The organism is Rhodococcus sp. BP-261, assembly GCF_019835205.1.
GTDB lineage: Bacteria > Actinomycetota > Actinomycetes > Mycobacteriales > Mycobacteriaceae > Rhodococcoides > Rhodococcoides kyotonensis_B.
Window position 1 is genome coordinate 1 of sequence record NZ_JABUCO010000014.1, and the last position, 23,550, is coordinate 23,550.

The 23,550-nt window shown below is 65.7% G+C and carries 26 protein-coding genes; 10 read left to right on the top strand and 16 right to left on the bottom strand.

Annotated elements, in window-relative coordinates:
• Positions 1-109: 109 nt before the first annotated feature.
• The 3 genes from rpmF to mrf are packed head-to-tail and all read right to left on the bottom strand — an operon-like array spanning position 110 to position 1,785.
• On the bottom strand, positions 110-274 hold the full coding sequence (rpmF, locus tag HQ354_RS15895) for a 50S ribosomal protein L32 (RefSeq protein WP_084423653.1): 165 nt from the start codon (positions 272-274) through the stop codon (positions 110-112).
• Positions 275-277: 3 nt separating this feature from the next.
• Entirely contained in the window at positions 278-538 is a 261-nt protein-coding gene (locus HQ354_RS15900; RefSeq protein WP_068423879.1) for a type B 50S ribosomal protein L31, read from the bottom strand.
• Positions 535-1,785, bottom strand: a complete 1,251-nt coding sequence (mrf, locus tag HQ354_RS15905) for a ribosome hibernation factor-recruiting GTPase MRF (protein WP_068424017.1) — start codon at positions 1,783-1,785, stop codon at positions 535-537. Before mrf ends, HQ354_RS15900 begins: the two co-directional genes overlap by 4 nt.
• 110 nt (positions 1,786-1,895) lie before the next feature.
• Here mrf and rpmB point away from each other — a divergent pair, with 110 nt between their 5' ends.
• From rpmB to HQ354_RS15940, 7 genes are all read left to right on the top strand, one after another.
• Entirely contained in the window at positions 1,896-2,132 is a 237-nt protein-coding gene (gene rpmB / locus HQ354_RS15910) for a 50S ribosomal protein L28 (protein WP_019664486.1), read from the top strand.
• Positions 2,129-2,299 (top strand): 50S ribosomal protein L33, encoded by a 171-nt coding sequence (gene rpmG, locus HQ354_RS15915; protein ID WP_174551391.1) that lies wholly within the window; start codon positions 2,129-2,131, stop codon positions 2,297-2,299. The genes rpmB and rpmG overlap by 4 nt, the downstream gene beginning before the upstream one ends.
• Positions 2,300-2,301: 2 nt before the next feature.
• Positions 2,302-2,607, top strand: coding sequence for a 30S ribosomal protein S14 (rpsN, locus tag HQ354_RS15920; protein ID WP_068423876.1), 306 nt, complete (start codon positions 2,302-2,304; stop codon positions 2,605-2,607).
• A gap of 14 nt (positions 2,608-2,621) precedes the next feature.
• Complete coding sequence (gene rpsR / locus HQ354_RS15925) at positions 2,622-2,876, top strand: 30S ribosomal protein S18 (RefSeq protein WP_008719028.1); 255 nt, start codon at positions 2,622-2,624, stop codon at positions 2,874-2,876.
• A gap of 113 nt (positions 2,877-2,989) precedes the next feature.
• On the top strand, positions 2,990-3,913 hold the full coding sequence (locus HQ354_RS15930; RefSeq protein ID WP_068423874.1) for an AEC family transporter: 924 nt from the start codon (positions 2,990-2,992) through the stop codon (positions 3,911-3,913).
• 56 nt (positions 3,914-3,969) lie between these two features.
• Positions 3,970-4,431, top strand: a complete 462-nt coding sequence (locus tag HQ354_RS15935; RefSeq protein WP_068423873.1) for a hypothetical protein — start codon at positions 3,970-3,972, stop codon at positions 4,429-4,431.
• 14 nt (positions 4,432-4,445) lie between these two features.
• Positions 4,446-5,003 (top strand): DUF1707 domain-containing protein, encoded by a 558-nt coding sequence (locus HQ354_RS15940; protein WP_068423872.1) that lies wholly within the window; start codon positions 4,446-4,448, stop codon positions 5,001-5,003.
• A 4-nt stretch (positions 5,004-5,007) separates the two neighbouring features.
• Here the strand turns inward: HQ354_RS15940 and HQ354_RS15945 are convergent, their stop codons facing one another.
• The 9 genes from HQ354_RS15945 to HQ354_RS15985 form a co-directional block, all read right to left on the bottom strand.
• Positions 5,008-6,957, bottom strand: a complete 1,950-nt coding sequence (locus tag HQ354_RS15945) for a VWA domain-containing protein (RefSeq protein WP_222634646.1) — start codon at positions 6,955-6,957, stop codon at positions 5,008-5,010.
• Positions 6,957-8,342 carry a sigma 54-interacting transcriptional regulator gene (locus HQ354_RS15950; protein ID WP_167676772.1) on the bottom strand — a complete coding sequence of 462 codons (1,386 nt, stop codon included), beginning with the start codon at positions 8,340-8,342 and terminating at the stop codon, positions 6,957-6,959. The genes HQ354_RS15945 and HQ354_RS15950 overlap by 1 nt, the downstream gene beginning before the upstream one ends.
• A 21-nt stretch (positions 8,343-8,363) precedes the next feature.
• Positions 8,364-9,206 (bottom strand): hypothetical protein, encoded by an 843-nt coding sequence (locus tag HQ354_RS15955; RefSeq protein WP_222634647.1) that lies wholly within the window; start codon positions 9,204-9,206, stop codon positions 8,364-8,366.
• Positions 9,207-9,354: 148 nt separating this feature from the next.
• Positions 9,355-10,905: a bifunctional phosphoribosylaminoimidazolecarboxamide formyltransferase/IMP cyclohydrolase gene (purH, locus tag HQ354_RS15960; protein WP_222634648.1), complete on the bottom strand. Its 1,551-nt coding sequence runs from the start codon at positions 10,903-10,905 to the stop codon at positions 9,355-9,357.
• Positions 10,902-11,522: a phosphoribosylglycinamide formyltransferase gene (gene purN, locus HQ354_RS15965; RefSeq protein WP_240931091.1), complete on the bottom strand. Its 621-nt coding sequence runs from the start codon at positions 11,520-11,522 to the stop codon at positions 10,902-10,904. Before purN ends, purH begins: the two co-directional genes overlap by 4 nt.
• A 115-nt stretch (positions 11,523-11,637) precedes the next feature.
• Positions 11,638-13,170 carry a DUF6350 family protein gene (locus HQ354_RS15970; protein ID WP_261768836.1) on the bottom strand — a complete coding sequence of 511 codons (1,533 nt, stop codon included), beginning with the start codon at positions 13,168-13,170 and terminating at the stop codon, positions 11,638-11,640.
• Between the two features lie 69 nt (positions 13,171-13,239).
• Positions 13,240-14,427: a DUF5336 domain-containing protein gene (locus HQ354_RS15975; protein ID WP_222634649.1), complete on the bottom strand. Its 1,188-nt coding sequence runs from the start codon at positions 14,425-14,427 to the stop codon at positions 13,240-13,242.
• A gap of 82 nt (positions 14,428-14,509) precedes the next feature.
• Entirely contained in the window at positions 14,510-15,622 is a 1,113-nt protein-coding gene (gene sfnG / locus HQ354_RS15980; RefSeq protein WP_222634650.1) for a dimethylsulfone monooxygenase SfnG, read from the bottom strand.
• Between the two features lie 25 nt (positions 15,623-15,647).
• On the bottom strand, positions 15,648-16,871 hold the full coding sequence (locus HQ354_RS15985) for an acyl-CoA dehydrogenase family protein (RefSeq protein WP_167676780.1): 1,224 nt from the start codon (positions 16,869-16,871) through the stop codon (positions 15,648-15,650).
• A 286-nt stretch (positions 16,872-17,157) separates the two neighbouring features.
• Between HQ354_RS15985 and HQ354_RS15990 the strand changes: the two genes are divergently transcribed.
• The 3 genes from HQ354_RS15990 to HQ354_RS16000 all read left to right on the top strand — a co-directional run bounded on the left by HQ354_RS15990 (position 17,158) and on the right by HQ354_RS16000 (position 19,481).
• Positions 17,158-17,673: a hypothetical protein gene (locus HQ354_RS15990; RefSeq protein WP_167676781.1), complete on the top strand. Its 516-nt coding sequence runs from the start codon at positions 17,158-17,160 to the stop codon at positions 17,671-17,673.
• A 7-nt stretch (positions 17,674-17,680) separates the two neighbouring features.
• On the top strand, positions 17,681-18,685 hold the full coding sequence (locus HQ354_RS15995) for a hypothetical protein (protein WP_167676783.1): 1,005 nt from the start codon (positions 17,681-17,683) through the stop codon (positions 18,683-18,685).
• Between the two features lie 298 nt (positions 18,686-18,983).
• Positions 18,984-19,481 carry a hypothetical protein gene (locus tag HQ354_RS16000; RefSeq protein WP_222634651.1) on the top strand — a complete coding sequence of 166 codons (498 nt, stop codon included), beginning with the start codon at positions 18,984-18,986 and terminating at the stop codon, positions 19,479-19,481.
• Here the strand turns inward: HQ354_RS16000 and larC are convergent.
• Genes larC through larA form a run of 4 tightly spaced genes read right to left on the bottom strand, consistent with a single transcriptional unit; the run spans position 19,475 to position 23,416 of the window.
• On the bottom strand, positions 19,475-20,623 hold the full coding sequence (gene larC / locus HQ354_RS16005; RefSeq protein ID WP_167676787.1) for a nickel pincer cofactor biosynthesis protein LarC: 1,149 nt from the start codon (positions 20,621-20,623) through the stop codon (positions 19,475-19,477). The two genes, HQ354_RS16000 and larC, sit on opposite strands and share 7 nt — an antisense overlap.
• Positions 20,620-21,294: a nickel pincer cofactor biosynthesis protein LarB gene (gene larB, locus HQ354_RS16010; protein WP_222634652.1), complete on the bottom strand. Its 675-nt coding sequence runs from the start codon at positions 21,292-21,294 to the stop codon at positions 20,620-20,622. Before larB ends, larC begins: the two co-directional genes overlap by 4 nt.
• Complete coding sequence (larE, locus tag HQ354_RS16015) at positions 21,291-22,112, bottom strand: ATP-dependent sacrificial sulfur transferase LarE (protein WP_308115182.1); 822 nt, start codon at positions 22,110-22,112, stop codon at positions 21,291-21,293. The genes larB and larE overlap by 4 nt, the downstream gene beginning before the upstream one ends.
• Positions 22,109-23,416 carry a nickel-dependent lactate racemase gene (gene larA / locus HQ354_RS16020; RefSeq protein ID WP_261768837.1) on the bottom strand — a complete coding sequence of 436 codons (1,308 nt, stop codon included), beginning with the start codon at positions 23,414-23,416 and terminating at the stop codon, positions 22,109-22,111. The genes larE and larA overlap by 4 nt, the downstream gene beginning before the upstream one ends.
• Between the last annotated feature and the right edge of the window lie 134 nt (positions 23,417-23,550).

The window sequence follows — 23,550 nt, forward strand, 5'->3', positions numbered from 1 at the left end:
CGAGAAGTTCGAGAAGCGCTACGGGCGCCGCACCCGAAAGGAAGCCTGAGCCATGGCCGTTCCGAAGAGAAAGATGTCCCGCTCCAACACGAGGAGCCGGCGGGCGAAACTACGGCGTATACACACCCGTCTGCACGGCCTTCACCAATCGACGAGGAACCCTGAACTCCTGCCCACCTACCCGGACGGTGACGAGATCCGGTGCGACGGCTTTCCACTGCGCCCGACGGCTCCTCGTGTTGGAGCGGGACATCTTTCTCTTCGGAACGGCCATGGCTCAGGCTTCCTTTCGGGTGCGGCGCCCGTAGCGCTTCTCGAACTTCTCGACGCGACCCTGGGTGTCCATGATGCGCGCGGCGCCGGTCCAGAAGGGGTGCGATTCGCTGGTGACGTCGACGATCACGAGCGGGTAGGTGTTGCCGTCTTCCCATTCGATCTCGCGGGTGGACGTGATGGTGGACCGGGTCAGGAATTTACTTCCCGTGCCCGCGTCCTGAAAGACCACCGGGTGGTAGTCGGGGTGAATTCCCTGCTTCATTCCTTCGCCTCTCTCGATTGCTCCGAGTACGGAGATTCTGTTGTCTCGCATGGGTCCTCGTGGAATTGCCCGAACGGATCGGTCCAGGACGACCACTCGTCGGGCGAGGTCATCTCGTCGTCGGACACCAGAGCCCACTGCAGAGTTCGATCGATCTCCGACGGGTCGGCGGCATGCACCAGCACGACGAGCGAGGTGTCGCGATCGCCGTTCTCGTCGTCCCACCGCAGCGCCGCCATCGCACGACGCATCGTGCCGACCTGTTCCTGTTCCTCGGGAGTCATTGCGGCGAGCCACTTTCCGGCACTCGCGACGCGCAGACCCCCGCCCGCGGATTCGATCCACAGCGCTTCGTCGGGTTGCGTTGCGACCCAGGCTCGCCCGCGGGCGGTGACGACGCCGTCGAGCAGAACGTCGATCGCCTCGTGCAGACGTTCGGGATGGAACGGGCGCGTCGCAGCGAATTCGACGAGCGTGACTCCGCAGTCGGCCGTCAGCGGCGGCTGTCCGCGTAGCAGCGGCGAATGGGCGTCGGTGATCTCTCCGCGTCGCGCGTCGAACGGCACCGCTGTGAGGAGCGCTTCGACGTCGAGCGTGTCCCCCGGCCCGACCCACGCGACCGGTGCGCCGGGTGCGAGACGCGCGAGGACGGCCGCCAGTTTCGCGCGTTCCCAGCCGTCGACCTCCGGGCCTGCCGAGACGACCAGCGCGTCGGCGTAATCGACCTGTCCGACGACCACCTGCGCGACGGTACGGTCGTCGTCCCCGCTCGCGACGATGCCCCGGTCGGCCAGCGCGTCGTCACCGGTCGCGTCGGCGAGCCACGTCGCGGCATCCAGACAGTCGACGACCGCGGAGATACGCACGTCCCGCGCGGCAGGTCCGTCGATCTGTCCGACGACGCCTGCGACGACGACGTTCTCGATCGCCCAGCACAGCGCCTCCGGTTCGAGCGCCGGATCCATCGCCAGCACGATGCGCTGCACCGAGCTGCGGGCGGACAAGGCGCGCAGCAGCGGCAGCAGGTCCTCGCGCAACGTGCACGACACGCAGCCGTGTGCCAGTTCGAGAATCGTCTCACGCGGAGCCTCCCCTGCCGCGTAGAGAGTGCGACGGACGACGCCCTCGTAGACCCGGCCGAGGTCGTGACGGACGGCGACGGTTCCTGGCGCGAGTAGTGCCGTCGTCACATCCTCCATGGCTCCCGTCCAACCGGACACGAGCACGAGTGGCGTGCGACCGTCCACGAGCAGACCCCTTCTTTCGACAACGATTGTCATTTCTTCTCGCTGCACGCTACATTCGAATCAACGCTTTGTCGAAAACGATTGTCATAAACGGCAAGAGAGGAGCGCGCATGTCCGCGCACTGCCAGGTGACGGGGAGAAAGCCGGGATTCGGTAAGTCCGTCTCGCACTCCCACGTCAGGACCAGCCGCCGCTGGGACCCGAACATCCAGAAGAAGACGTACTTCGTTCCGAGCCTGGGCCGACGCGTCACGCTGACGTTGTCGGCGAAAGGCATCAAGACGATCGACCGTGACGGCATCGACGCGGTCGTCGCCAAGCTGGTCGCACGAGGGGAGAAACTCTGATGGGCAAGAGCACAGACGTCCGCCCGATCATCAAGCTCAAGTCGACGGCCGGGACCGGATACACGTACGTGACCAGGAAGAACCGTCGCAACGATCCCGACCGCGTCGTGCTGAAGAAGTACGACCCGGTCGTCCGCAAGCATGTCGACTTCAGGGAAGAGCGATAGCGATGGCGAAGAAGTCAAAGATCGAGAAGAACGAGCAGCGCAAGCTCGTCGTCGCCCGCTACGCCGCCCGACGCGCCGAGCTCAAAGAGCTGATCAGGAAGCCGTCGACACCCGATTCCGAGCGCGCGGAGGCCCAGGCGGCACTGCAGCGTCTACCACGCGACGCGAGTCCGGTACGATTGCGCAATCGTGACGCTGCGGATGGACGTCCGCGCGGTCACCTCCGGAAATTCGGACTGTCACGCGTGAAGGTGCGCGAGATGGCTCACCGGGGGGAGCTGCCAGGCGTCCACAAGTCGAGCTGGTAAGGGAAAAGGTAGAGATGGCAGTCAAGAGAGCACCGTCGAAGAAGGTCCGCGCCGAGGCAGGCCGTCGACCCAAGAAGAACCCGCTGAACGCCGCCAAGGTCACCACGGTGGACTACAAGGACATCAACCTCCTTCGTCAGTTCATCTCCGACCGCGGCAAGATCCGCAGCCGCCGCGTCACCGGCCTGACCCCGCAGCAGCAGCGTCAGGTTGCGGTCGCGGTCAAGAACGCTCGTGAGATGGCACTGCTACCCTTCACCAGCCGCTAGATCGTTCAGATCGGAAAGGCCACGCACCCTCCTCGGGTGCGTGGCCTTTCTGTGTAAGCACTAGAGTTGGCTCGCACTGTAGACGAAGCGAAGAAACGAGATCCGTAGCCCTCATGTCCGGAGTACTCGAGGGTTTCACGGTCATCTTCATCGTCATCGCGCTCGGCTACCTGCTCGCGCGTCTCGGGGTTCTCGGCCCACACGGTCAGTTCGTGCTCAGCCGGCTCGTCTTCTACGTCGCCACTCCGTCGCTGCTGTTCGTCACGCTCGCCACGTCGGACCTGTCGGTCATCCTGTCGCCGATTCTCGTCGTCGCGGGCGTGACAGCTCTCGCCGTCGGCGCGATCTACTTCGTCGTCGCCAAGTTCGTGTTGAAACGTGACGTGCCCGAGGCGACGATCGGCGGGCTTGCGTCGTCGTACGTCAATGCCGCGAACCTCGGAATTCCGATCGCGGTCTTCGTGCTCGGCGACGCGAATTTCGTCGCGCCGCTGCTGCTGTTCCAGATCATGGTGTATTCACCGCTTGCGTTGACGATTCTGGATCTGTCGACGATGGGCAAGAAGGCGTCGATCCGAAACATCGTGGTCACGCCGTTCAAGAACCCCATCGTCCTCGCGGGCGCTGCCGGCCTGCTGCTGTCCGTCTTCGGAATCGAGCTGCCGGAAGCGCTGATGCAGCCGTTCGATCTCGTCGGCGGCGCGGCAGTGCCCGGAGCGCTCCTGGCGTTCGGACTGTCGCTGTACGGAACGCGAGTGCTGGAGAAGGGCAGCAGCCCTAGGCGCGACGTCGTGATCGCGTCGTCGCTCAAGATGATTCTGCAGCCGCTGCTCGGGTTCCTGATGGCTCTGGCCATGGGCCTCGAAGGCCACGAGCTGTTCGCGATCACCGTCATTTCTGCACTTCCCACCGCGCAGAACGTGTTCGTCTTCGCTCACCGCTACAACCGCGGTGTCGTACTGGCCAGGGATACTGCCTTCGTCACGACGCTCGTCTCCATCCCGGTCATCGCGCTCGTGACGGCACTGCTGGCCTGAGCAGACTTTATGCATGCTCAAAGGTTGTACTCAGCTCTCGGCGCTACCTTGGTGGCATGAGGAAAGTGGCTGCAGGACTGATGCTGTGCGTCCTGCTCGGCGGCTGTAGCAGCCAGGCGGTCTCCGACGACGCGGATGCCGACGGGCCGACGAATGCACCCGCAGGACTCATGCACAGCCCCAGTGCACCACCGGTTCCGATCGAGGTCCCCGTCGGCGAGGTGGGCACGATGTTCGATTCGACGCCCGGTCTGGTGCGCGCGACGGCCACGCCGTTCGAGTCGTGGAGTCAGGTCTCCCCCAACACCATCGCCATCCATTTCGTCACGGGCACTCCCGAGTGCTACGGCGCCGAAGCCCAGGTCACCGAGACCGACTCACATGTGGTCATCGCTCTGCGGACCGGCACCCTTCCAGAGGCAGCAGACAAGTCGTGCATCATGGTCGCCGTCTACGGAACCATGCAGATGACGCTGCAATCGCCACTCGGTGACCGAGCGGTGGTCAACGCAGCCTGAGTAAACTGCTCGTCGTGACCGATGAGCTCCCGGACAACCACCGAGCCACTGTTCGTGCGGCCGACGCCGACCGAGCTCTGGTCGCCAAGCTTCTGAGCGACGCCTTGGCCGACGGTCAACTCTCCCTGTCCGAGTACGACGCACGCACCGCGGCCGCGTACAAGGCCAAGACATACGGCGAGCTTGACGTACTGACGGGCGACCTCGCGTTGACGACGCCGAGCCCGGTGGACGGCCCCGAGAACGACCGCGCCATCGCCATCATGAGCGGCTTCACCCGCAAGGGCGAATGGACCGTGGCGAGACGCGTCGACGCCGTCGCATTCTGGGGCGGCGGTGAAATAGACCTGCGACGAGCGCGGTTCAGCGCCCCCGAGGCGACCATCAACTGCATCGCCATCATGGGCGGTATCGAGATCACCGTGCCGTCGACCATCCGCGTCGAGGTCCGCGGGGCTGGGATCATGGGCGGCTTCGACCACCTCAGCCAGGTCGGTCAGCCCGGTGCGCCGCTCGTCGTCGTCACCGGTTTCGCGTTCTGGGGTGGCGTCGAGATCAAGGTCGAGGACTGACGCGTCACGACTTCCTCCGCCGCTTCAGGTAGTCGCTGACCACGGCGGCACCGAGCCCGTCGAGATCCGGTGCGATGACGCGTCCGCCCACGCGCTCGGCCATTCGGTCGACCACTCGCGCGAGCCCCGGATCGTCGCCGAGCCGGAAGATCGTCACCTGCGCACCGAGTTTCGCGATGGTATCGAGCTCCCGCACCGTCAGCCCGAGCGTCCGTGGATGCGGCGGATAGTCGAAGAACGCGTGACCGTCCGGCTCGAGGTGGGCCGTCGGCTCCCCGTCGGTCACGATCAACACGACGGGTTGCGCATTCGGATGGCGACGCAGATGCCTACCCGCGAGCAGCAGGGCATGATGCAGATTTGTGCCCTGGTCATAGGCGCCGTCGAGACCGGCCAACTCCGACGCCGTCAGCTTCTGCGCGTGCCTGCCGAATCCGATCAGCTGAAGATCGTCACCCCGAAAGCGGGTACCGACAAGGTGATTCAATGCCAGCGCAGTGCGCTTCATCGGCACCCAACGTCCGTCCATGACCATCGAGAACGACGTGTCGACGAGCAACGCCACGGCTGCCTGCGTGCGCGTCTCGGTTTCGCTGATCTCGACGTCGGTGACCTGCAACCGAACCGGGAACGTCGAACCCTCCGCGGCCGTCCTGAGCACCGCGTTGCCCACCGTCCGCGTCACGTCCCACGGTTCGGTGTCCCCGAACTCCCACGTCCGCGACGCCCCCGTCGGCTCTCCCATCGCGCCGGCCTTGCGTGTGTCTCGCTCGCCGCCGCGTCGGGAAATCTTGCCGGCGACGTCACGCAGTGCGGACTGGCCGAGTTGACGCATCGCCTTCGGGGACAGTCGCCACTGACCGTCGCTGCCCTTGTCCATGAAACCCTGCTGCTGCAGCGCCTTTTCGAGATCGGACAGCATCTTCGCATCGGCCGCGGCCTCCGGCCCCAGCTGACGGAGGAGCGACTCCGCGTCGATGTCGTCGAGCGCGGCCCCGTTGTACTGCTGCGACAACTGGTTGCCGAGGTTTTCGAGCTCCGCGATGTCCTGCAGTGCGCCGGTGCCGTCACCGAGTCCCATGCCGTTCTCGCCGCGGAAGTTCTGCGAACCGTCCCAGTCCTCACCGGGACGTGCCTGCTGCAGGTTCTGATCCAATTGGTCGAGCTGGCTCAGCAGGTCGGCGTCTCCGAAGGCCTGCTGCGCCAACGCATCCAGCTCGGCCCGCTGCTCGGGGCTCAGGGAATTTCGCAGCCGCTGAGCTGCTGCCGCGCGCTGGGCCAACGCGTCGAGAAGCTCGTCGATGCTCGATGGATTTTCCGGGAAATGCTGACCGTGTTTGCGCATGAATTCGTCGAACTGCCGGTCGGTGTCCTCGCCCCGATTGTGCGCGTCGAGAAGCGAATTCAAGTCCTTCAGCATGTCGCTGATGGCTTGACGGTCCTCGTCCGTCGCCCCTTCGAGCGCCTTCTTCATTCCCGCGAAGCGCTGGTCCAGCATCTCGCGTCCGAGCAGGTCCTTGATCTTCTCGTAGTTCTCGCGAGCCTCCGACGACCGCCACTCGTAGTCCGAAAGCTCCTGCACCGCTTGCGCTGTCGACGGCGACAGATCGCCGATCTGCATCTCCTGGAACCGTGCGTCGTCGTCGAGTGCCCGCGCGAGGGCCTTGCGTTCTTCGAGTACCGCCTTGTCGAGCAACTCACGGACTTCCTGCAAGGTTCCGTCGAGATTGTTCTTGCGCAACAGATCTCGTCGACGACGGTGCGCATCTGCCGCGAGATCGTCGAGTCCGCGCATGTTCTGAGTACCGCGTCGGAGCATCTCCTGCATTGCCCGACGCGGCGACGACCCCTCGAGCACGTCGTTACCGATCGCGTCGAGCGCCTCGCGTAGATCCACCGGTGGGGCCAGCGGATCAGGGCCCCCGTGGTATCTCCCGTATCTGCTGGCGGGCATCAGCTGTACACCGTCTGTCCGTCGTCGTCGGGATCTTTAGCGATTCGGCGCGCCAAATACAGCCCCTCCAACGCCAATTCGGTGGCCGACGCCCGTTCGCCGTCGGATTTCGCGTGGAGGCGCTCGTCGATCTCCTGCAGCACCTCGAGGTCGGGCAGTTCGGCGATCAACGTCTTGGCCGCGATGCGATCACCGGTGACGACTGGCTCACCGTCCTCGATCGCGGTGACCAACGGCGCCAGATTGATTCCGCCGAGCCGGTCGCGGACGGTATCCGCGGTCGCGCGTCGCAGCAGATGCTCGAGCACCTCGACCTCGCGGCCTTCTTCGCCGGATTCGAATTCGACCTTGCCGCGCAACACCTCGATGACGGTGCCGAGGTCGACAGGTCGCGCGACGGCCTCGGCTTCGCCGAGGACTGCGGAGCGATGCACGGCAGCGGCGGCGATGGTCTCGGCGGCCGCGATCGCGAAGCGCGCCGACACACCGGACCGCTGATCGACCGACGGCGACTCGCGCAGCAATCGGGTGAACCGGGCCAGCACCTCGAGCAGGTACGACGGCACGGTCGCCGGGAGGTTCGCCTCCTGCTCGATGACGGAGACCTCGTCGTTCAGCGAGTGTGGGTAGTGGGTACGGATCTCGGCGCCGAATCGGTCCTTCAGTGGGGTGATGATGCGTCCGCGGTTGGTGTAGTCCTCGGGATTGGCGCTGGCGACGAGAACCACGTCGAGCGGAAGTCGCAGCGTGTAGCCGCGGACCTGGATGTCGCGCTCCTCCATGACGTTGAGCAACGACACCTGAATGCGTTCGGCCAGGTCGGGCAGCTCGTTGATCGCCACGATGCCACGGTGGCTGCGCGGCACGAGGCCGAAGTGGATGGTCTCGGGATCACCCAGGCTGCGACCTTCCGCCACCTTCACCGGGTCGACGTCGCCGACCAGGTCGGCCACCGACGTGTCGGGCGTCGCCAATTTCTCGGCATAGCGCTCGCTGCGGTGACGCCACTCGACGTCGAGGTCGTCGCCCAGCTCTCGCGCCCGGCGGATGCTGGCCGGGGTGATGGGATCGTAGGGATGCTCACCGAGTTCCGAGCCCGCGATGACGGGTGCCCACTCGTCGAGCAGAAGGTTGAGTGTTCTGAGCAGCCTCGTCTTGCCCTGCCCGCGTTCACCGAGCAGCACGACGTCGTGACCAGCAAGAATGGCCCGCTCGAGCTGGGGCAGGACCGTCCTGTCGAATCCGAGGATTCCCGGCCACGCGTTCTTGCCCTCCCGAAGCGCCTCGAGCAGATTGTCCCGGAGTTCTTCCTTGACCGAACGCTGCACGTGTCCGGACGCGCGCAACTCGCCGACGGTAGTGATGCCAGGTTTGGTAGAGGTCACTTCTTCAAAGTACGCCGGTCGTCATACCGGTGCCCCGGCTGCGCGCAGCGTCGCCCGGACCCGCTCGACAACGGCGAACGGCCGCAACTTCAGCTGATCGGAGTCGACGCGCACGACGGCCCAGTCGACCTCGTCGATTCGGTCGATCCGCTCCCGCGTCCGGTGGGGTGAACCGTCGTACACCACCGCGACCTTCCACCGTCTCCACCCCAGGTCGCAGCACGCGAACACGTGACCGAACTCGTCACGAATGCGGACCCGGGTTTCCGGCCGTGGGAGTCCTGCATCGAGAAGCAACAGTCGGACCCGGGTCTCCTGGGGAGACTCCGCACCCCCGTCGGCCAGGCTCAGCACCTCCGCCGCGCGGGTGACGCCCCGTGCTCCCGGATTCGTCCGGACCAGCTCTTGTGCTTCGTCGACCGAAACACCACTCGCATTCGCCAACGCGTCGACCGACTGGAGAGCGCGGAGTCGGGGCAACCGACGTGCAAGATCGAACATCGTGCGAGGAACGGTGGTCAGCGTCATGTCGCCGAGTGACGTGACGTCGGCATCCGCGAGCGAATCGTAGCGAACGAGAATCCCGTCGAGCTGCCGCTTTCGCTGGGGCCAGATCAGTTCGGCCGGTTCACGCGCATCGATCCATTTCGCCCCGTGCACTGCAGACGCCGACAGTCCGCAGATTATTGCGTCGTCGCCCGCGAACACCTGTGCTGCACGGGCTTTGACGACCGCGTCGATCTCTACTGCCTTCGGAACGTACACATCGCGGTAGACGCGCTGGAAGTCGGCGGCGAGCGCGTGACGCGTCAGAAGACCGTCGCGGACAGCCTGGGATCCTCGGAATGGATGGTCGAGTTGCACCCGCCGACGATGTCAACGAAATGGGCTCGAAAACGCGCCGGAGAAAGAATGTGGATAGCGCGATCAGTTATCCACAAACAGGCGAATCCGCACTTATGCAGGAGAATATGGTGTATTCGGCTGCACAAGTGCGGACTCGGCGTGAAACCTAGTGCGCGAAGTGCCTCGAACCCGTGAGGTACAGCGTCACACCGGCATCCTGCGCTGCTGCGATGACCTCGTTGTCGCGGACGGATCCGCCGGGCTGAACGACGGCCTTGACGCCTGCGGTCAGCAGCACCTGGAGGCCGTCGGGGAACGGAAAGAACGCGTCCGACGACGCAACCGAGCCTGCCACCCGATCACCCGCGCGCTGGACAGCCAGGTGAGCGGCGTCGACGCGGTTGACCTGCCCCATACCGACGCCGACCGAGGCGCCGTCCTTGGCCAACAGAATAGCGTTGGACTTGACGGCTCGTCCTGCGCGCCAAGCGAATTCGAGATCCTTCAGGGTCTCGGCGTCCGCGGGCTCGCCGGCCGCGAGGGTCCAGTTCGCGGGGTTGTCGCCGTCGGCGTCGATCGCGTCCCGCTGCTGCAGCAGGGTGCCACCGGAGATCGGCTTGAGTTCGACTCCACCGGCGGACGGCGGCGTGGCCAGCAGAACGCGAACGTTCTTCTTGCGCTGCAGAACTCCGAGTGCACCGTCGGCGTACGACGGGGCGACGACGACCTCGGTGAAGATCTCGGCGACCTGTTCGGCCATCTCGACGGTGATCTCGCGGTTGGCCGCGATGACGCCGCCGTAGGCACTGACGGGGTCGCAGGCGTGCGCCTTGCGGTGCGCCTCGGCGATGTCCGCGCCGACGGCGATGCCACAGGGGTTGGCGTGCTTGATGATCGCGACGGCGGGAGCGTCGTGATCGAACGCGGCGCGCCATGCGGCGTCGGCATCGGTGAAGTTGTTGTACGACATCTCTTTACCGTGCAACTGCTCGGCCTGCGCGATGCCGTCGTTCGACGGTGAAACGTACAGCGCGGCAGCCTGGTGCGGGTTCTCGCCGTACCGCAGCACTGCCGAGCGCTCCCAGGTTCCGCCGAGCCACTCGGGGAACTGCGAATCGGATTCGACGAGAGTGCTGCTCATCCACGAGGCCACGGCGACGTCGTAGGAGGCGGTGTGCTGAAAAGCCTGTGCCGCAAGCGAAGTGCGCTCGGCCAGCGTGAAACCGCCACCCTTGACGGCGTCCAGCACATCGGCGTACCGAGCAGGGTCGACGACGACGGCCACCGACGGGTGGTTCTTCGCGGCGGCACGCACCATCGACGGACCGCCGATGTCGATCTGCTCGACGCACTCGTCGGGCGTCGCGCCACTGGCGACCGTCTCCGTGAACGGGTACAGGTTGACGACGACGAGCTCGAACGCCTCGACACCCAGCTCCTCGAGCTGCTGCAGATGCTCCGGACGACGCGTGTCCGCCAGCACGCCCGCATGCACGCGCGGGTGCAGCGTCTTGACGCGACCGTCGAGCGTCTCCGGGAAACCGGTGAGATCCTCGACCTTGGTGACCGGGATGCCCGCGTCGGCGATCTTCGACGCCGTCGATCCGGTGGAGACCAGAGCGACGCCCGCCTCGTGCAAGCCGGTGGCGAGCTCGATCAGTCCCGTCTTGTCGTAGACACTGACCAGCGCACGCCGCACTGCTTTACGTTCACTCATCGCCTTATCTGAGCCTTTCGTCCATCGGAGACAACACCTCGGGTAGCGACGGCCGCGATCACCTCGACCAACAACCTGCGTTCCACAGTCTTGATTCGCTCGTGCAGCGACGCTTCGTCGTCGCCCTCCTGCACGGGCACGGCTTCCTGAGCCAGGATGGGCCCGGTATCGACACCGGCATCGACCAGGTGGACCGTCGACCCGGTCAGTTTGACGCCGTGCTCCAGCGCGTCACGTACCGCGTGCGCGCCCGGGAACGACGGCAGCAACGCCGGGTGCGTGTTGACGATGCGGCCGGCGAACGCGTCGAGAAATCGCGGTCCGAGAATCTTCATGAAACCTGCGGTGACGACCAGATCCGGCTCGTACTTCGCGACGGTCTCCGCGAGGGCCGCGTCCCATTCGGCGCGGTCCGCGTAGTCGCGTAGGCCGACGCGGACATGCTCGATTCCAGCGGTGTGCGCGTGCCGGGCCGCGTCGCAATCACGGTCGACGCCGACGGCCACGATCCGTGCCGGGTAGTCGCCCTGCGCCGCGTCGATGAGTGCCTTCAACAGCGAGCCCGTCCCCGAGGCGAGGACGACGACTCGTGCTGGGTGCACGCGTGTGGCTGTCAGCGCAGTTCTCCTGGGTTTCGTCGGGGGACGCCCGGTCGTGTCGGTACCGGGGCCACTCAGGAGCGTAGTCGCTGCGGTATGCAGCGTTCTCAGGCAGGTCGGGTTTCGTCGACGCTCACTTCTCGGGTACGTCCGAGCTCGACGGCGCGTCCACATCCTCGGTCGTCTCCGCCTCCACGACCTCGGCATCGGCGGCAACCGAATCCTCCGAAGCCTGCTCGGGAGTCTCCTCCGCGGCCCGCTCTTCGAAGACTTCGGCCTCGACGACCTCTGCTTCGACGACGTTCTCCTCGTCCTGCGACGAGGCGGTGTCCTTCGACGAGGCGGTGTCCTTCGACGGAACTGCGTCGGCTTCCGCAACGACCTCGGCATCGACCGCGCGTTCCTCGTGGACGACGGGGGCGGCGATGGCGGCCACCGGCTCGTCCGTGCGCGCCGGCTCGGGCTCGGCGTCGACGGCCGGCTGCTTCGAGCCGCCACGCCAGGCGGTGATCGCTGCGGACACCGAACCGACGACGGCGAGCCACGCGAACGTCAGCAAACCGAGCGACCAGACGGTGACCTGCACCGTCCCGAACGTTCCGAGACTGCCGCCCGCCGCGACCCCGAGCAGAAGCGTCGCGACGCCGACGACCGCCGACCCCAGCCACACTGACGACAGCGCGTAGTGCAGGTCGACGGTCCGGTGCGCACAATCCCTGCCGAGCAGAATTCCCGCCGTCAGCGGCACCACCAGCATCAGGAACCAGATGCTCTGCGCAGGTCCCTCGGGCAGGACGGACAGCACCGGCAACGGCGGAACCGGTCCCCCGGTCGTGGCGAAGAAGCTGACGACGACGTCGCCGACTTGCGCTTCGGATCCGACCGCGACGGCAAGCGCGCCGAGCACGACGTTCGGAAGATAGAGAATCGACAGGACGGTCAGGCCGAGGACACCGACGAATCCGTTGCCCGCGGTCAACAGCATCTCGGTCGTCGACCACGACGCCAGCATCGACGCGAGCACGATGCCGGCCGCGCCTGCGACCAGAACCATCGCCGCGCGCAGCATCGGGCGCAGTGTGCTTCGAACCCATTCGGGAAGCGCGCCGGTGACGTCGAGGTGCCACGTTCCCATGGCGATGCCGATGCCCGCGGCGATTCCGTGGACGGCCGCGACCCAGACGAACGCGAGTAGCGCATTCGGGCTCGACAGCCCGATGGTTCTCGACGCGTCGGCTGCGACGGCGAGTGCTACCGCCGTGACCGACACCGGCCCCAGAACGGCGGCACCGCCGATCATCGACAGTGTCCGGCGCGACGTCGACTCGCCGACCGCCGCAGCGACGCCGCGCGCCACGGTCGTCATGAGCACGAGCGTCGGCAACAGGGGCAGCACCCCGAGCGCAGTACCTCCGATGGTCATCGGAACCTGGTGGACCGCGAACCACATGCCCGCAATGGCACCGAACGTGCCCGTCAACTCGCTGTTGGCGGACACCAGCGTGATCAGAACCACCGCAGCGATCACTGCGATCAGTACCCCGGGCTTTCGGAAGCCGATCCGCACCAGCAGCCGGGATTCGTCCGGTGTCAGCAGCGGTGCCCGCTTGGGCGCGCGGGGCGTACGAGGGGCCCGCCGCTTCTCGTCGTTCAGTAGAGCGCTCATCGCATACGAGCGTTGCACCAACCGACGAGCCGGTCACTCAGGCGCGCCGACACCTGCCCATTCTGCGAGCTACTTCTGGTCGTCCTTGTCCGGTGTGGTCCCGAATGCCTGAGTCGGGGCGCTGTACGGGGTCTGCTCGGAGGACGAATCCTCCTCGCGCTCGGTGTGCGACTCCGACGGAACCGCATGCTGAGCTGCACCCTGGCCGGATGCGCCGACCGGCGGCTGGCCGTACTGGTATTGGCTGTACGGGGAATTCTGTCCCGCAGGTCCGGTGAGCCCGCTTGACCCGGACTCGCTCTTCGACTGGCCGACCGGATAGCCGAGGCCGCCCGTGGCGTTCTGCGTGCCGGACGGACCGCTGTAGGTCGGCGGCGTGTACCCGCCACCTTGGCTCGACGAGCCGTAGGACTGTGGCGACTGTCCGTAACCGTAGCCCTGCGGATTCTGCGGCTGGGGGTTCTGACCTTGGTTCTGCTGACCGTATCCCTGGAACGGATTCTGCTGGCCGTACGAAACAGGCTTGGCCGCAGGCGCTTTCAGGATGTCCGCCGCGAACAGAGTTGCGGCGAGAGCAGCGGCGGTCTGCAGGAAGCCGAACACCAGCACGGTGATCGCGCCTGCCCCGAGACCGATGGAGCTGCCGACGCCACTGCCGGTGTCGACATTGAAGGCCTGGAACACCAGGACGAGCCACCCGGAGAATGCCAATGCCGTCGCGATGCCCAGCGTGTTCGGCTGCTTCGGCAGCAGTCCGACGGCGGCGACGAGGCCGGACGCGAGCAGCAACGCGATCGACGTCGGATCACCGTTGCCCGGAAGGAAGAAGTTGTTCGCGATGTCGAACGCCGAGTACTGCCCCGCGAGACCCGCGAACAGGTTGACGATGCCGAACGCAACGACCACGAGGGTCAGGATGCGCGGCAGCGGCGACGCCTTGGCTGCGGCGAGAACTGGGTTGTACGACCCGGGCTGCGACGGCTGGCCGGTCTGATTCTGTTGCCCCGGCTGACCCGGGTACTGACCCTGCGCGTACGGGTTCTGCGAGTACTGCCCCTGCCCGGGCTGCTGCGACTGCCCGTAGGAAGGCGGTGAATACGGGGACTGCTGGCCGTACGGGGACTGGCCGTGCTGGGATTCCGGCGTGTTCTGCTGAGGCGTCGAACCCGGCGTCGATCCGTAGCCGCCGTATCCACCCGATCCGTATCCGGGTGAACCGGCGCCACCAGAGCCTGGGCCCTCGGGTGAATAAGTCATGACACACTCCTCGAAAACGAAAGATCGGGTCCGTAGACCAAACTAGTCTACGGACCCGACACGGTGTATCGCCGTCGAGAAGTCAGTGCGCATCCACCAAGGTCGACGCCTTCTCCAACTCTCGTACCAACGGCAGAACTTTCGCTCCGAAGTACTCGATCTCTTCCTGAAAGTGCAGGAAACCGCCCAGAATCAGGTCGACTCCGCGTCGGCGATATTCGACGATGCGTTCCGCCACCTGTTCCGGCGTCCCGATCAACTGACTGCGGAATCCGTCGTTGTACTGCACGAGATCGTCGAACGACGAGTCCGACCACATCCCCTTGCCGTCGGACGTCGACGAACCCGCTTGCTGCACAGCATTTCTGAAGCCTTCGACCGCGGGGCGGTTCGCCTTGTCGACGATTTCCCGCAGAGTGTCCTTCGCTTCCTTCTCCGTGTCGCGAGCGATGATGAATCCGTTGAGGCCGAACTTGACCTCGCGATCATGTTCGCGAGCGACGCGTCGAATGTTGTCGAGTTGCTCGGTGACGCCGTCGAAATCCTTACCGTTGCTGAAGTACCAGTCGGAGTAGCGTCCCGCGTTCTCCTGCGCTGCAGTCGAATTGCCGCCCTGGAACAGTTCGGGATTGGGCCGCTCCGGCGTGTTCAGCGGTTTCGGCTTCAACGTGAAGTCGTGGATCCGGTAGAAGTCGCCGCGGAAGTCGACGTCGTCCTCGGTCCAGATCTTGCGCAGCACCTGGAGGAATTCGGCGCTGCGCCGGTACCGCTCGTCGTGTTCGAGCCAGGGCTCGCCGAGGTGAGTGAATTCGTCCTTGAACCAGCCACTCACGACGTTCACGGCGAAGCGCCCACCGGACAGATGGTCCGCCGTCGCACCGAGCTTGGCGAGAACGCCCGGCTGCCACAGTCCCGGATGGACGGCGGCGATGACCTTGAGCCGTTCCGTGGCGAGCAACAGCGCGAGGCTGAAACTCGTCGACTCGTGCTGGTATTCGGCGCCGTAACTCGCCTCGTAGCGCACCTGACTCAGCGCGTACTCGAAGCCGTTGTTCTCTGCGGTCTGCGCCAGCTTCTTGTTGTACTCGTAGTCCCAGCTGGTGCGCTGCTCGATGTCGCTGGTGACCAGTCCGCAACTGACGTTCGGGACCCAATAGGCGAATTTGATTGCGTCGGCGATTTTTTCGGTGCTCATGTCTCTCCTTGGTGCGGCGCGCCTGTTACGAATACCAGGTCGGTTCGGGCAGTTCGCCGGTCAGAACCCAGCGGCCCACTTCGCGCCGCTTGTACGCGACCGGGTCATGCAACGTGTGGGTACGGACGTTGCGCCAGAAGCGATCGAATCCGTACTTGCCTGCCGTCGCCCGTGCACCCAGAGCCTCGAACACGGTCGACGTGATCTCGAGCGACACTTCGGTCGCACGCGCTTTCACGGCGGCGACGCGGACCTCGTGGTCACCTCGCTCCTCGGCCGTCACGTTCCATGCGTCGTCGTGAATGCGCTGCGCTTCCAACGCAACTGCGTCGGCGAGTGCTTCGACGGCCCACAGTTTGGACGTCAGATCCCCGTAGATGTCGATGATGTAGGGCTCGTCGACGGCGCGGTCGACCGTGCTGTGCAGCCACGCACGCGTCTTGTCCTTGGTGTACGCCGCCGCTTCCTCGAGAGCACCCCTCGCGATACCGAGGTAGAAGTTGACGAACACCAACTGGATCGTCGGTACGTTGAGCGTGTTGTAGACCCGGGGCTGAAACTGCTTGTCCACGAAGCCTGCTGCGCTCGCCCAGTCGACGCGCACCTTGTCGATGGTGACGCTGCCGCTCTCCGTCCGGCGCTGGCCGATGTTGTCCCAGTCGTCGTGGAACGTCAGACCCTCGATGTTCGACGGCACGATCGCGAAGACGTGGGCGTCGCTACCGGACAACGCCCCCTCGAGCACCGTCACGTCCGAGACGCGGCTGCCCGTCGAGAACGTCTTGGCGCCGTCGAAGACGATGGTGTCGCCCTCGTCGGTGACGACGACATCGCGGTCCCGCGGGTTGACCGCGCCGCCGAAGAACCACTTGTTCCGAGTCGCGTCGGCTTCGACGGCGTCGATCTGTTCGGGGGTCCCGACGAGCCGTGCCGCCCAGAACCACAGCAGGTGGTACCCGAGCAGCTGACCGATCGACCCGTCGGCGGCTGCGACCCGCCGGATGACCTGATACGCCGTCGGCCAGTCCTGCCCGGCTCCGCCGTGTTCGACGGGCCCGAGAAGGGTGACGAGGCCGGAATCCTTCAGCAACTGGACCTCGTCGTGCGGCGGTTCGGTGCCTCGGTCTCGCGCGACGGCGTCGACGGCGAGCAACTGCGCCACCTCCCCCGCCCGCGTGATCCACCCCTCGGGCGACGTCGGGGCATCCGGCCAGTCCTTGTGCAGAGCTCGGTTCTCGGTGGTTGTCATGCAGCCAGTGAAACCGTTGCCCGCAGCGATGAACACAGTTCGGATCAGGGTGATTCTGAGACTCCGTCTATGTGGTGGCGGCTCGATTGCGGCGCGCAAGCAGACCTCATGCTTCCGACAGGGTGTTCAGACGTACCGACCGGCTGCAGGTTTTCGCAAGACAAACATTTTTCGTGACTTATCTCGAGAAATTTCGTTCGTATCCGTAACATTGCCCAAGCCGCGCCGATCTTAGTGACGCAAACCACATACCGATGGGTCCGCCCGTCTTCCCCAAGGACACTCCATGCGCAAGTCCCTCTTCGCAACAGTCGCCGTTTCGGGCGCACTCGCTGCAGCAGTCATCGCTCCAGGCGTAGCAACCGCCGCCGACACGGTCGTGACGTTCACCGTCGCCGGTGGCGCTCTCAACATCACCGCTCCCGCGAGCCAGACCCTCACGGTCAATGGCGACCAGGCGGCCGGAAGCATCACCCCGGTCGTCGTGTCGGACCAGCGTCGCGGCATCAACGGCTGGACGGCGTCGGCGATCAGCACGGCTTTCACCAAACCTGCGCCCGATCCCGCCACCATCCCCGCGACGGCTGTCACTTATCAGGGGTCGTTGCCGGCCGTGACCGGTGTCGCCGTCGTCACTCCTTCGCTGCTTCCGGTCGTCTTGGACACGAACAAGAACGTTCAGGTCGCAACCGCAGTCATTGGAGCGAACACGGCGACGTGGAACGGCGCCGTCACCGTCACACTGCCGTCCGACGTCGTGGCAGGCGTGTACACCGGAACCATCACGCATTCGGTGGCCTGATCCGTTCATGTCACGTAATCGGGGATTGGCGGCCGGAGTCCTGGCATTTCTGGCGTTCGCTTCGGCGATCGTCGCCCAGGCTCCGGCAGCCGCACAAGATTCAACTCCAGAGCCCGTCGGCAGCGTCGGTATCCGACTGCTCGAGGCTCCAGTGTCGTTGCAGGACGACCCGCGAGCGCTGGCGTACATCATCGACAACCTGCCACCCGGGACGACGATCACTCGTCGTATCGAGGTGAGCAACAGCAGCGATCAAGAGCAGGCGATCTCTCTGTATCCCGCCGCCGCGTCCATCGGCGACGGCGGGAGTGGCTTCGAAGTCGCCGAGGATCGAACGGCCAATGAGCTGACCACTTGGATGTCGGTCGAGCCGACCGACGTCACTCTCGCGCCGAACTCGACGGCGGAGGCCGTCGTCACGATCGCTGTCCCTGCTGACGCGCCGGAAGGCGAGCAGTACGCCGTCGTATGGGCGCAGACCGCAGGAGCGCCCGACGCCACCGGCATCCAGAACGTCAGCCGCGTCGGAATCCGAACCTATCTATCGGTCGGCCCGGGCAACGGACCACCGGCAGACTTGTCCATTGACAGCGTCACTGCCGAACGTGGTGATGACGGGGCACCGAAAGTCGTTGCATCCGTGTCGAACAAGGGCGGCCGAGCACTCGACCCCAGCGGGACCGTCACACTGTCCGGTGGTCCAGGAGGGATCGCGACGGAACCGATCCAAGGATCGGGCGGGTCCATCGCTCCCGGGCAATCGGGTCAGGTCTTGTTCACACTGGACCCCGCACTTCCAGCGGGACCGTGGCAGGCAGCGGTATCCGTTGCGAGTGGCCTCGTGAACAAGTCGACCACCGTCGATCTCACGTTCCCGGAACAAGGTTCGACCACAGTTTCCACCGGCGAGTCCGGCGGCGTCCCTGTCTGGGTGTGGATCGTCGTGGCCGCAGTCGTTGTCGTTGCTGCAGCCGGGGCCGCCCTTGCAGTTCGGCGTCGAAAGGCCGACTGACGTGAGGCCTTTCGTCACGGTCCTTGCTCTGACGGTCGCGATTGTCGGTGCAATGTCTCCCCTCGCCGCCGCTCAGCCGGCGGCGGGGGCAGACTGCATCGACGTCGTCCCTACGACGACTCCGGTGCCGACGCCCGTCGCCGAGACAACTGCTTCACCTGTTCCCTGTGAGCCTGTAGTAGACGAAACTCCGGCGACCACAGTTATTCCCACAACAGCATCGTTGCCGACGACGACTGAGGCCACGCTCCCGAGCACCACAGTTCCGACCACGACGGCTGCTTCGACCACGACCGCCTTGCCATCGACGACATCACCCGCCCCGATTGTTTCGACGACGCCGGCCACAACGACGTCGGCAGCACGGGCTGGAGCTCCGCGCCCGGCCGCAGCACCGGCTGCGAGCCTGCTGAACATCCAGCTGGGCAGCGAATTGGTGGGGCAAGGCCCCATCCAGCCCGGATCGCAGTGGTCCGGCACCATCGGTGTCAGTGTGGTCAATGTTCTCGGGCCATGGACGTCGACGGTAAGCCTGTCGCCGTTCCGCGGGGAACGAACAAACAAGACCGTGCAGCCTGTTGCGTACTACTCGGCGCCGGAGACCAATTGCACTCTCCTGTTGGCGAAGTCGCCTGCGGTCAACAAGAAGCCGCTGGGACCGACTGCCGTCGACGCCAAGGCAGGGGGCGGTGTGGCATGCCTGACCAGCTGGACTGCCACTGTGGACATCTTTGTCCCGGACACCGACCTACTCGCCGACACCTACTCCGCGACTCTTACCCATTCGATCTACTGAGCCGGTATCGACGCCATCACTCGGTCCGCGAGGGTCCGGACCGGGATTCCCGTTGCGTCGGATACGCGGTGCAGATCGTCGTGCTCGGGCTTCGCGCGGTGCGGCCCGACCTTGACCCGCACCGTCATGCCTTCGATTTCGACGTCGATCCACCGACGAGGCAACGTACGACGGTCGACGATCGTACGACGCACACCGAGCGTGCCGGTCTCCGCGAGCAGCCGTTCCTCGACCGTCGCCGCTGCCAGTTGTGAGCACAGCGCCGAGACGGTGTGCATCGGCCTGCCCTTCTTGCCGGTTCCGGGCGAGATCCAGGCATCGGCGGCGCCTGCGGCGAGCAGACGCTCGACGACGACAGCAAGCACTTCGCCCGTCACGTCGTCGAGGTTGGTCTCGAGCACGACCATCGCGTCGACGGGATCCGCGTCGGACACCGGCGTCCCCAGGACCGCGGTCAGGACGTTCGGCCGGCCCGGGGTGTCCCGCGTGCCCGCACCGTATCCGACGCTGTGCATCGTCATCGCGGGGACCGGACCGTACCGCGTTCCCGAGGTGGCGAGCAACGCGGCACCGGTCGGGGTGACCGTCTCGGTGTCCGTGTCCACTCCCACGACACGCGCGCCCCGGAGCAGGCCGAGCGTGGCAGGCGCGGGCACCGGCAGCAGCCCGTGCGCAGCGTGCGTCTGCCCGATGCCGAGACCGACGGCGCCGGAATACACCGCCGTGATGTCGAGCGCCGCCAACGCAGCAGCGACGCCCACGGTGTCGACGATCGTGTCGACGCCACCCAACTCGTGCAGATGTACCTTCTCGACGGTGGAGTCGTGGATCTTCGCCTCGGTCTCGGCAACCGAGCGGATCGCGCGGACCGCGAACTGCGAAACCTGTTCCGGCACAGCCCGTGAGGCCATGTCCAGCAACTCCGACGCGTGACGGGCGGGAACGTGGTCGTCGACCGTGACGATCGCGTGCGTCGCGCGCACCCCCTGCCTCTCCACCGACTCGGTCTCGAGCGTCCAGCCGGTGATGCCCGTGGACTCGATCGCGTCGCGAACGACGTCGATCGGGGCACCGAGGTCCAGCAGCGCGCCCAGCATCATGTCCCCCGAAATTCCTGCAATCGGGTTGAGCCACAGAATCATTCGACGGCCTTCGTTCGCGTGTAGGACTGCGCCAACCGGAACGCAGCCATGGCAGCACCGAAACCGGAGTCGATGTTGACGACGGTCACGCCCGCGGCGCACGAGGTCATCATCGCCAGCAGCGCGGTGACACCGTCCAACGCGGCGCCGTATCCGGTGGAGGTCGGCACCGCGATCACCGGACTCGCGACGAGCCCTCCGACGACACTGGCCAGCGCACCTTCCATACCGGCGACGACCACGACGGCGTCGAAGGCACGAATTTCGTCGACGCGGGCCATGATCCGATGGATTCCGGCGACTCCGACGTCGCGAATCTCGGTGACCGACAACCCGATCGCCGACGCGACCGCCGCTGCTTCCGACGCGACCGGACCGTCGGCAGTGCCCGCGGTGACGACACCGAGCGTGAACGCCTCCGGTGCCGCGCTACGCCAGGCGAGCACGCGGCCGACGGTGTCGTATGTGGAACCGGGAACCGCGTCCCCCACTACCGCTGCTGTGTCCGCGGAGACCCGGGTGACCAGCACCGGCCCGGAGTTGTTCTGCAGCAACAGCTCGACGATGCGCACGATCTCGACATCGGTCTTGCCCGGTCCGTACACGACCTCCGGAAGTCCCTGCCGACGTTCGCGATCCAGGTCGACGGTGTAGTTCGGCTCGCGCATCATCGCACGACCGGCGTCAGGCTCAGCAGCGCATTCATGCTTCCGCTTCTCAGGCCGCGAAGATCGAGCGAACCGAACACGAATCCCGCTCGGTCGAGGATGCGGAGAATGTCGTCGCGAGAGTCGAACGCAGCAGCCATGTCTCGCTCGGCTACCTCCACGCGCGCGAGCGTACCGTCGGCGTGGGTACGCACTCGGAGCTCTCGGAACCCGAGGTCGTGCAGCGCCTGCTCGGCGTGCTCGATCTTACCGAGCACCTCGGCCGTCACCCGGTCGCCGTATGCGATGCGCGACGAGAGGCACGCCGCCGCAGGCTTGTCCGCCGTGACCAGACCCCACTCGGCGCTGATTGCTCGCACATCTGCCTTGGTCAGTTCTGCATCGACCATCGGCGCGATGGCACCGCGCTGTGCCGCAGCGGTCTGGCCTGGGCGGTGATCGCCGAGATCGTCCAGATTGGTGCCGAGGGCCATACGCGCACCCATCAACGTCGCCAACGGAGTCAACGCGTCGAACAGCGCACTCTTGCAATGGAAGCACCGGTTTCCGGTGTTCGCGACGTACTCCGGATCGTCGAGTTCATCCGTGCAGACCTCCACGTGAGCGATGCCCTGCTCGCGGGCGAACCGGCGTGCCGCGGCACGTTCGGCGGACGGCAGACTCGCCGACACCGCGGTGACGGCGACTGCACGGTCACCGAGCACGCGATGCGCTGCCGTCGCGAGCAACGCGGAATCCGCGCCGCCCGAGAACGCCACCAACAGCTTCTCTTCCCCTGCCAGCCGAGCCGTCAAGCGTTCGGCTGCGTCCGACACAGTCACGACTGCACCGCCGACACGTACGGAATGGTCTGCGGCCCTTCGGGAAGAACACAGACACGAGCCTCGGGTCCGACGCGTCGCAGCTCTTCGTCGACTGCGGCAGCTATGTCCTCGACGAGGAAAAGATGCGCGGTGCGCAGTTCCTCGTCGGACAGGAACGTCGTGTGCATGCCGATGCGCGCCTTGGCGAGTACACGCGCGAGTACCTGAACCTGCCACTGATCCGGCACCGTCTTCTCACGTGCCGAGATGGCCGTCAGCAGTTCGGCGGGCGTGGACTCGGAGGCGAGGACCTCACGGAACGATCCGTGATCGGGGAAACCGTCGCTGCACTCGGCGGCGCAGATGATGAGACCACCGGGCTTGACTACCGTTGCGGCAGCGGTCATTCCCTTCACTGCCTGGTAGACGCTCTGGTCCAGAGGGAAGCCGGAGTTGGTGGTGACGACCACGTCGTACAGCTGCGGCACCGGGACCATCGACAGCTCTCGCACCACCTCGCGTGTCGTCTCGTGCATCGCCAGCAGTTCACCGCCGAATGCTGCGACGACCTTCTGCTCGCGGTTGAGAACGACGTCGAGAGCGAAATCGACGCCCGTGCCCGACGCGATCGCACGCACGTCGTCGTGCACCGGATTGCCCTCGCAGACAGCCCATGTCGCCTTCTCACTACCGATGCGGGCCGCGTTGTGCAGGGTCAGGACCGTGTCGAGGCCGGCGAGCCCGGGCGCCACGAGCTTCGGGCCGCCACTGAACCCAGCGAAGAAGTGCGGCTCGACGAAGCCCGTAGTGATCTTGACGTCGGACTCGGCCCAGATCCGGTTCAGCCAGACCGGCACCCCGTCACCGTAGGTGCCCATCCACTTCAGCGAATCGTCGTCGCGTGCATCGTGATTGACGATGCGCATCGTGTCGACGAGCTCGTCGCCCAGCATGATCCGCAGTTCTTCGTCGGTGTTGCCACGATGGGTTCCGGTGGCGACCAGCAGCGTGAAGTCGTCCTTGGTGGAGATGCCCTCCAGCTCGGCGAGCAGCGCACGCACCATCAGTTCACGGGGTTGTGGCCGGGTCAGGTCGCACAGTGACACTGCGATCTTCTGGCCCGGCTTGACCACCTCGCGCAGAGGCGGCCCTGCAACCGGCTTGGCCAACGCCTGACGCAGCAGGCTCGGAACGTCGTCGGATGCGGGCTGGTAGGTGGGCGCGACGACGGTGGTGCGGTGCTCGGGCAGTTCGATCGTCAGACCGGTTCTGCCGTAGGCGAGTTCCACCGGAATCCGGGACTCGCCGTCTCGTTCGGTCATGACTACTCCTCGTTCTCGTGTTCGTGGTGCACGCGGCGGATCTACTCACCCGTACCGCGGCCGAATGGGGCAGCCCGAGGAACGGACTGCCCCACGCGGGCTTTCGATGGCTGTGTCTACGACGCTACCGTGGC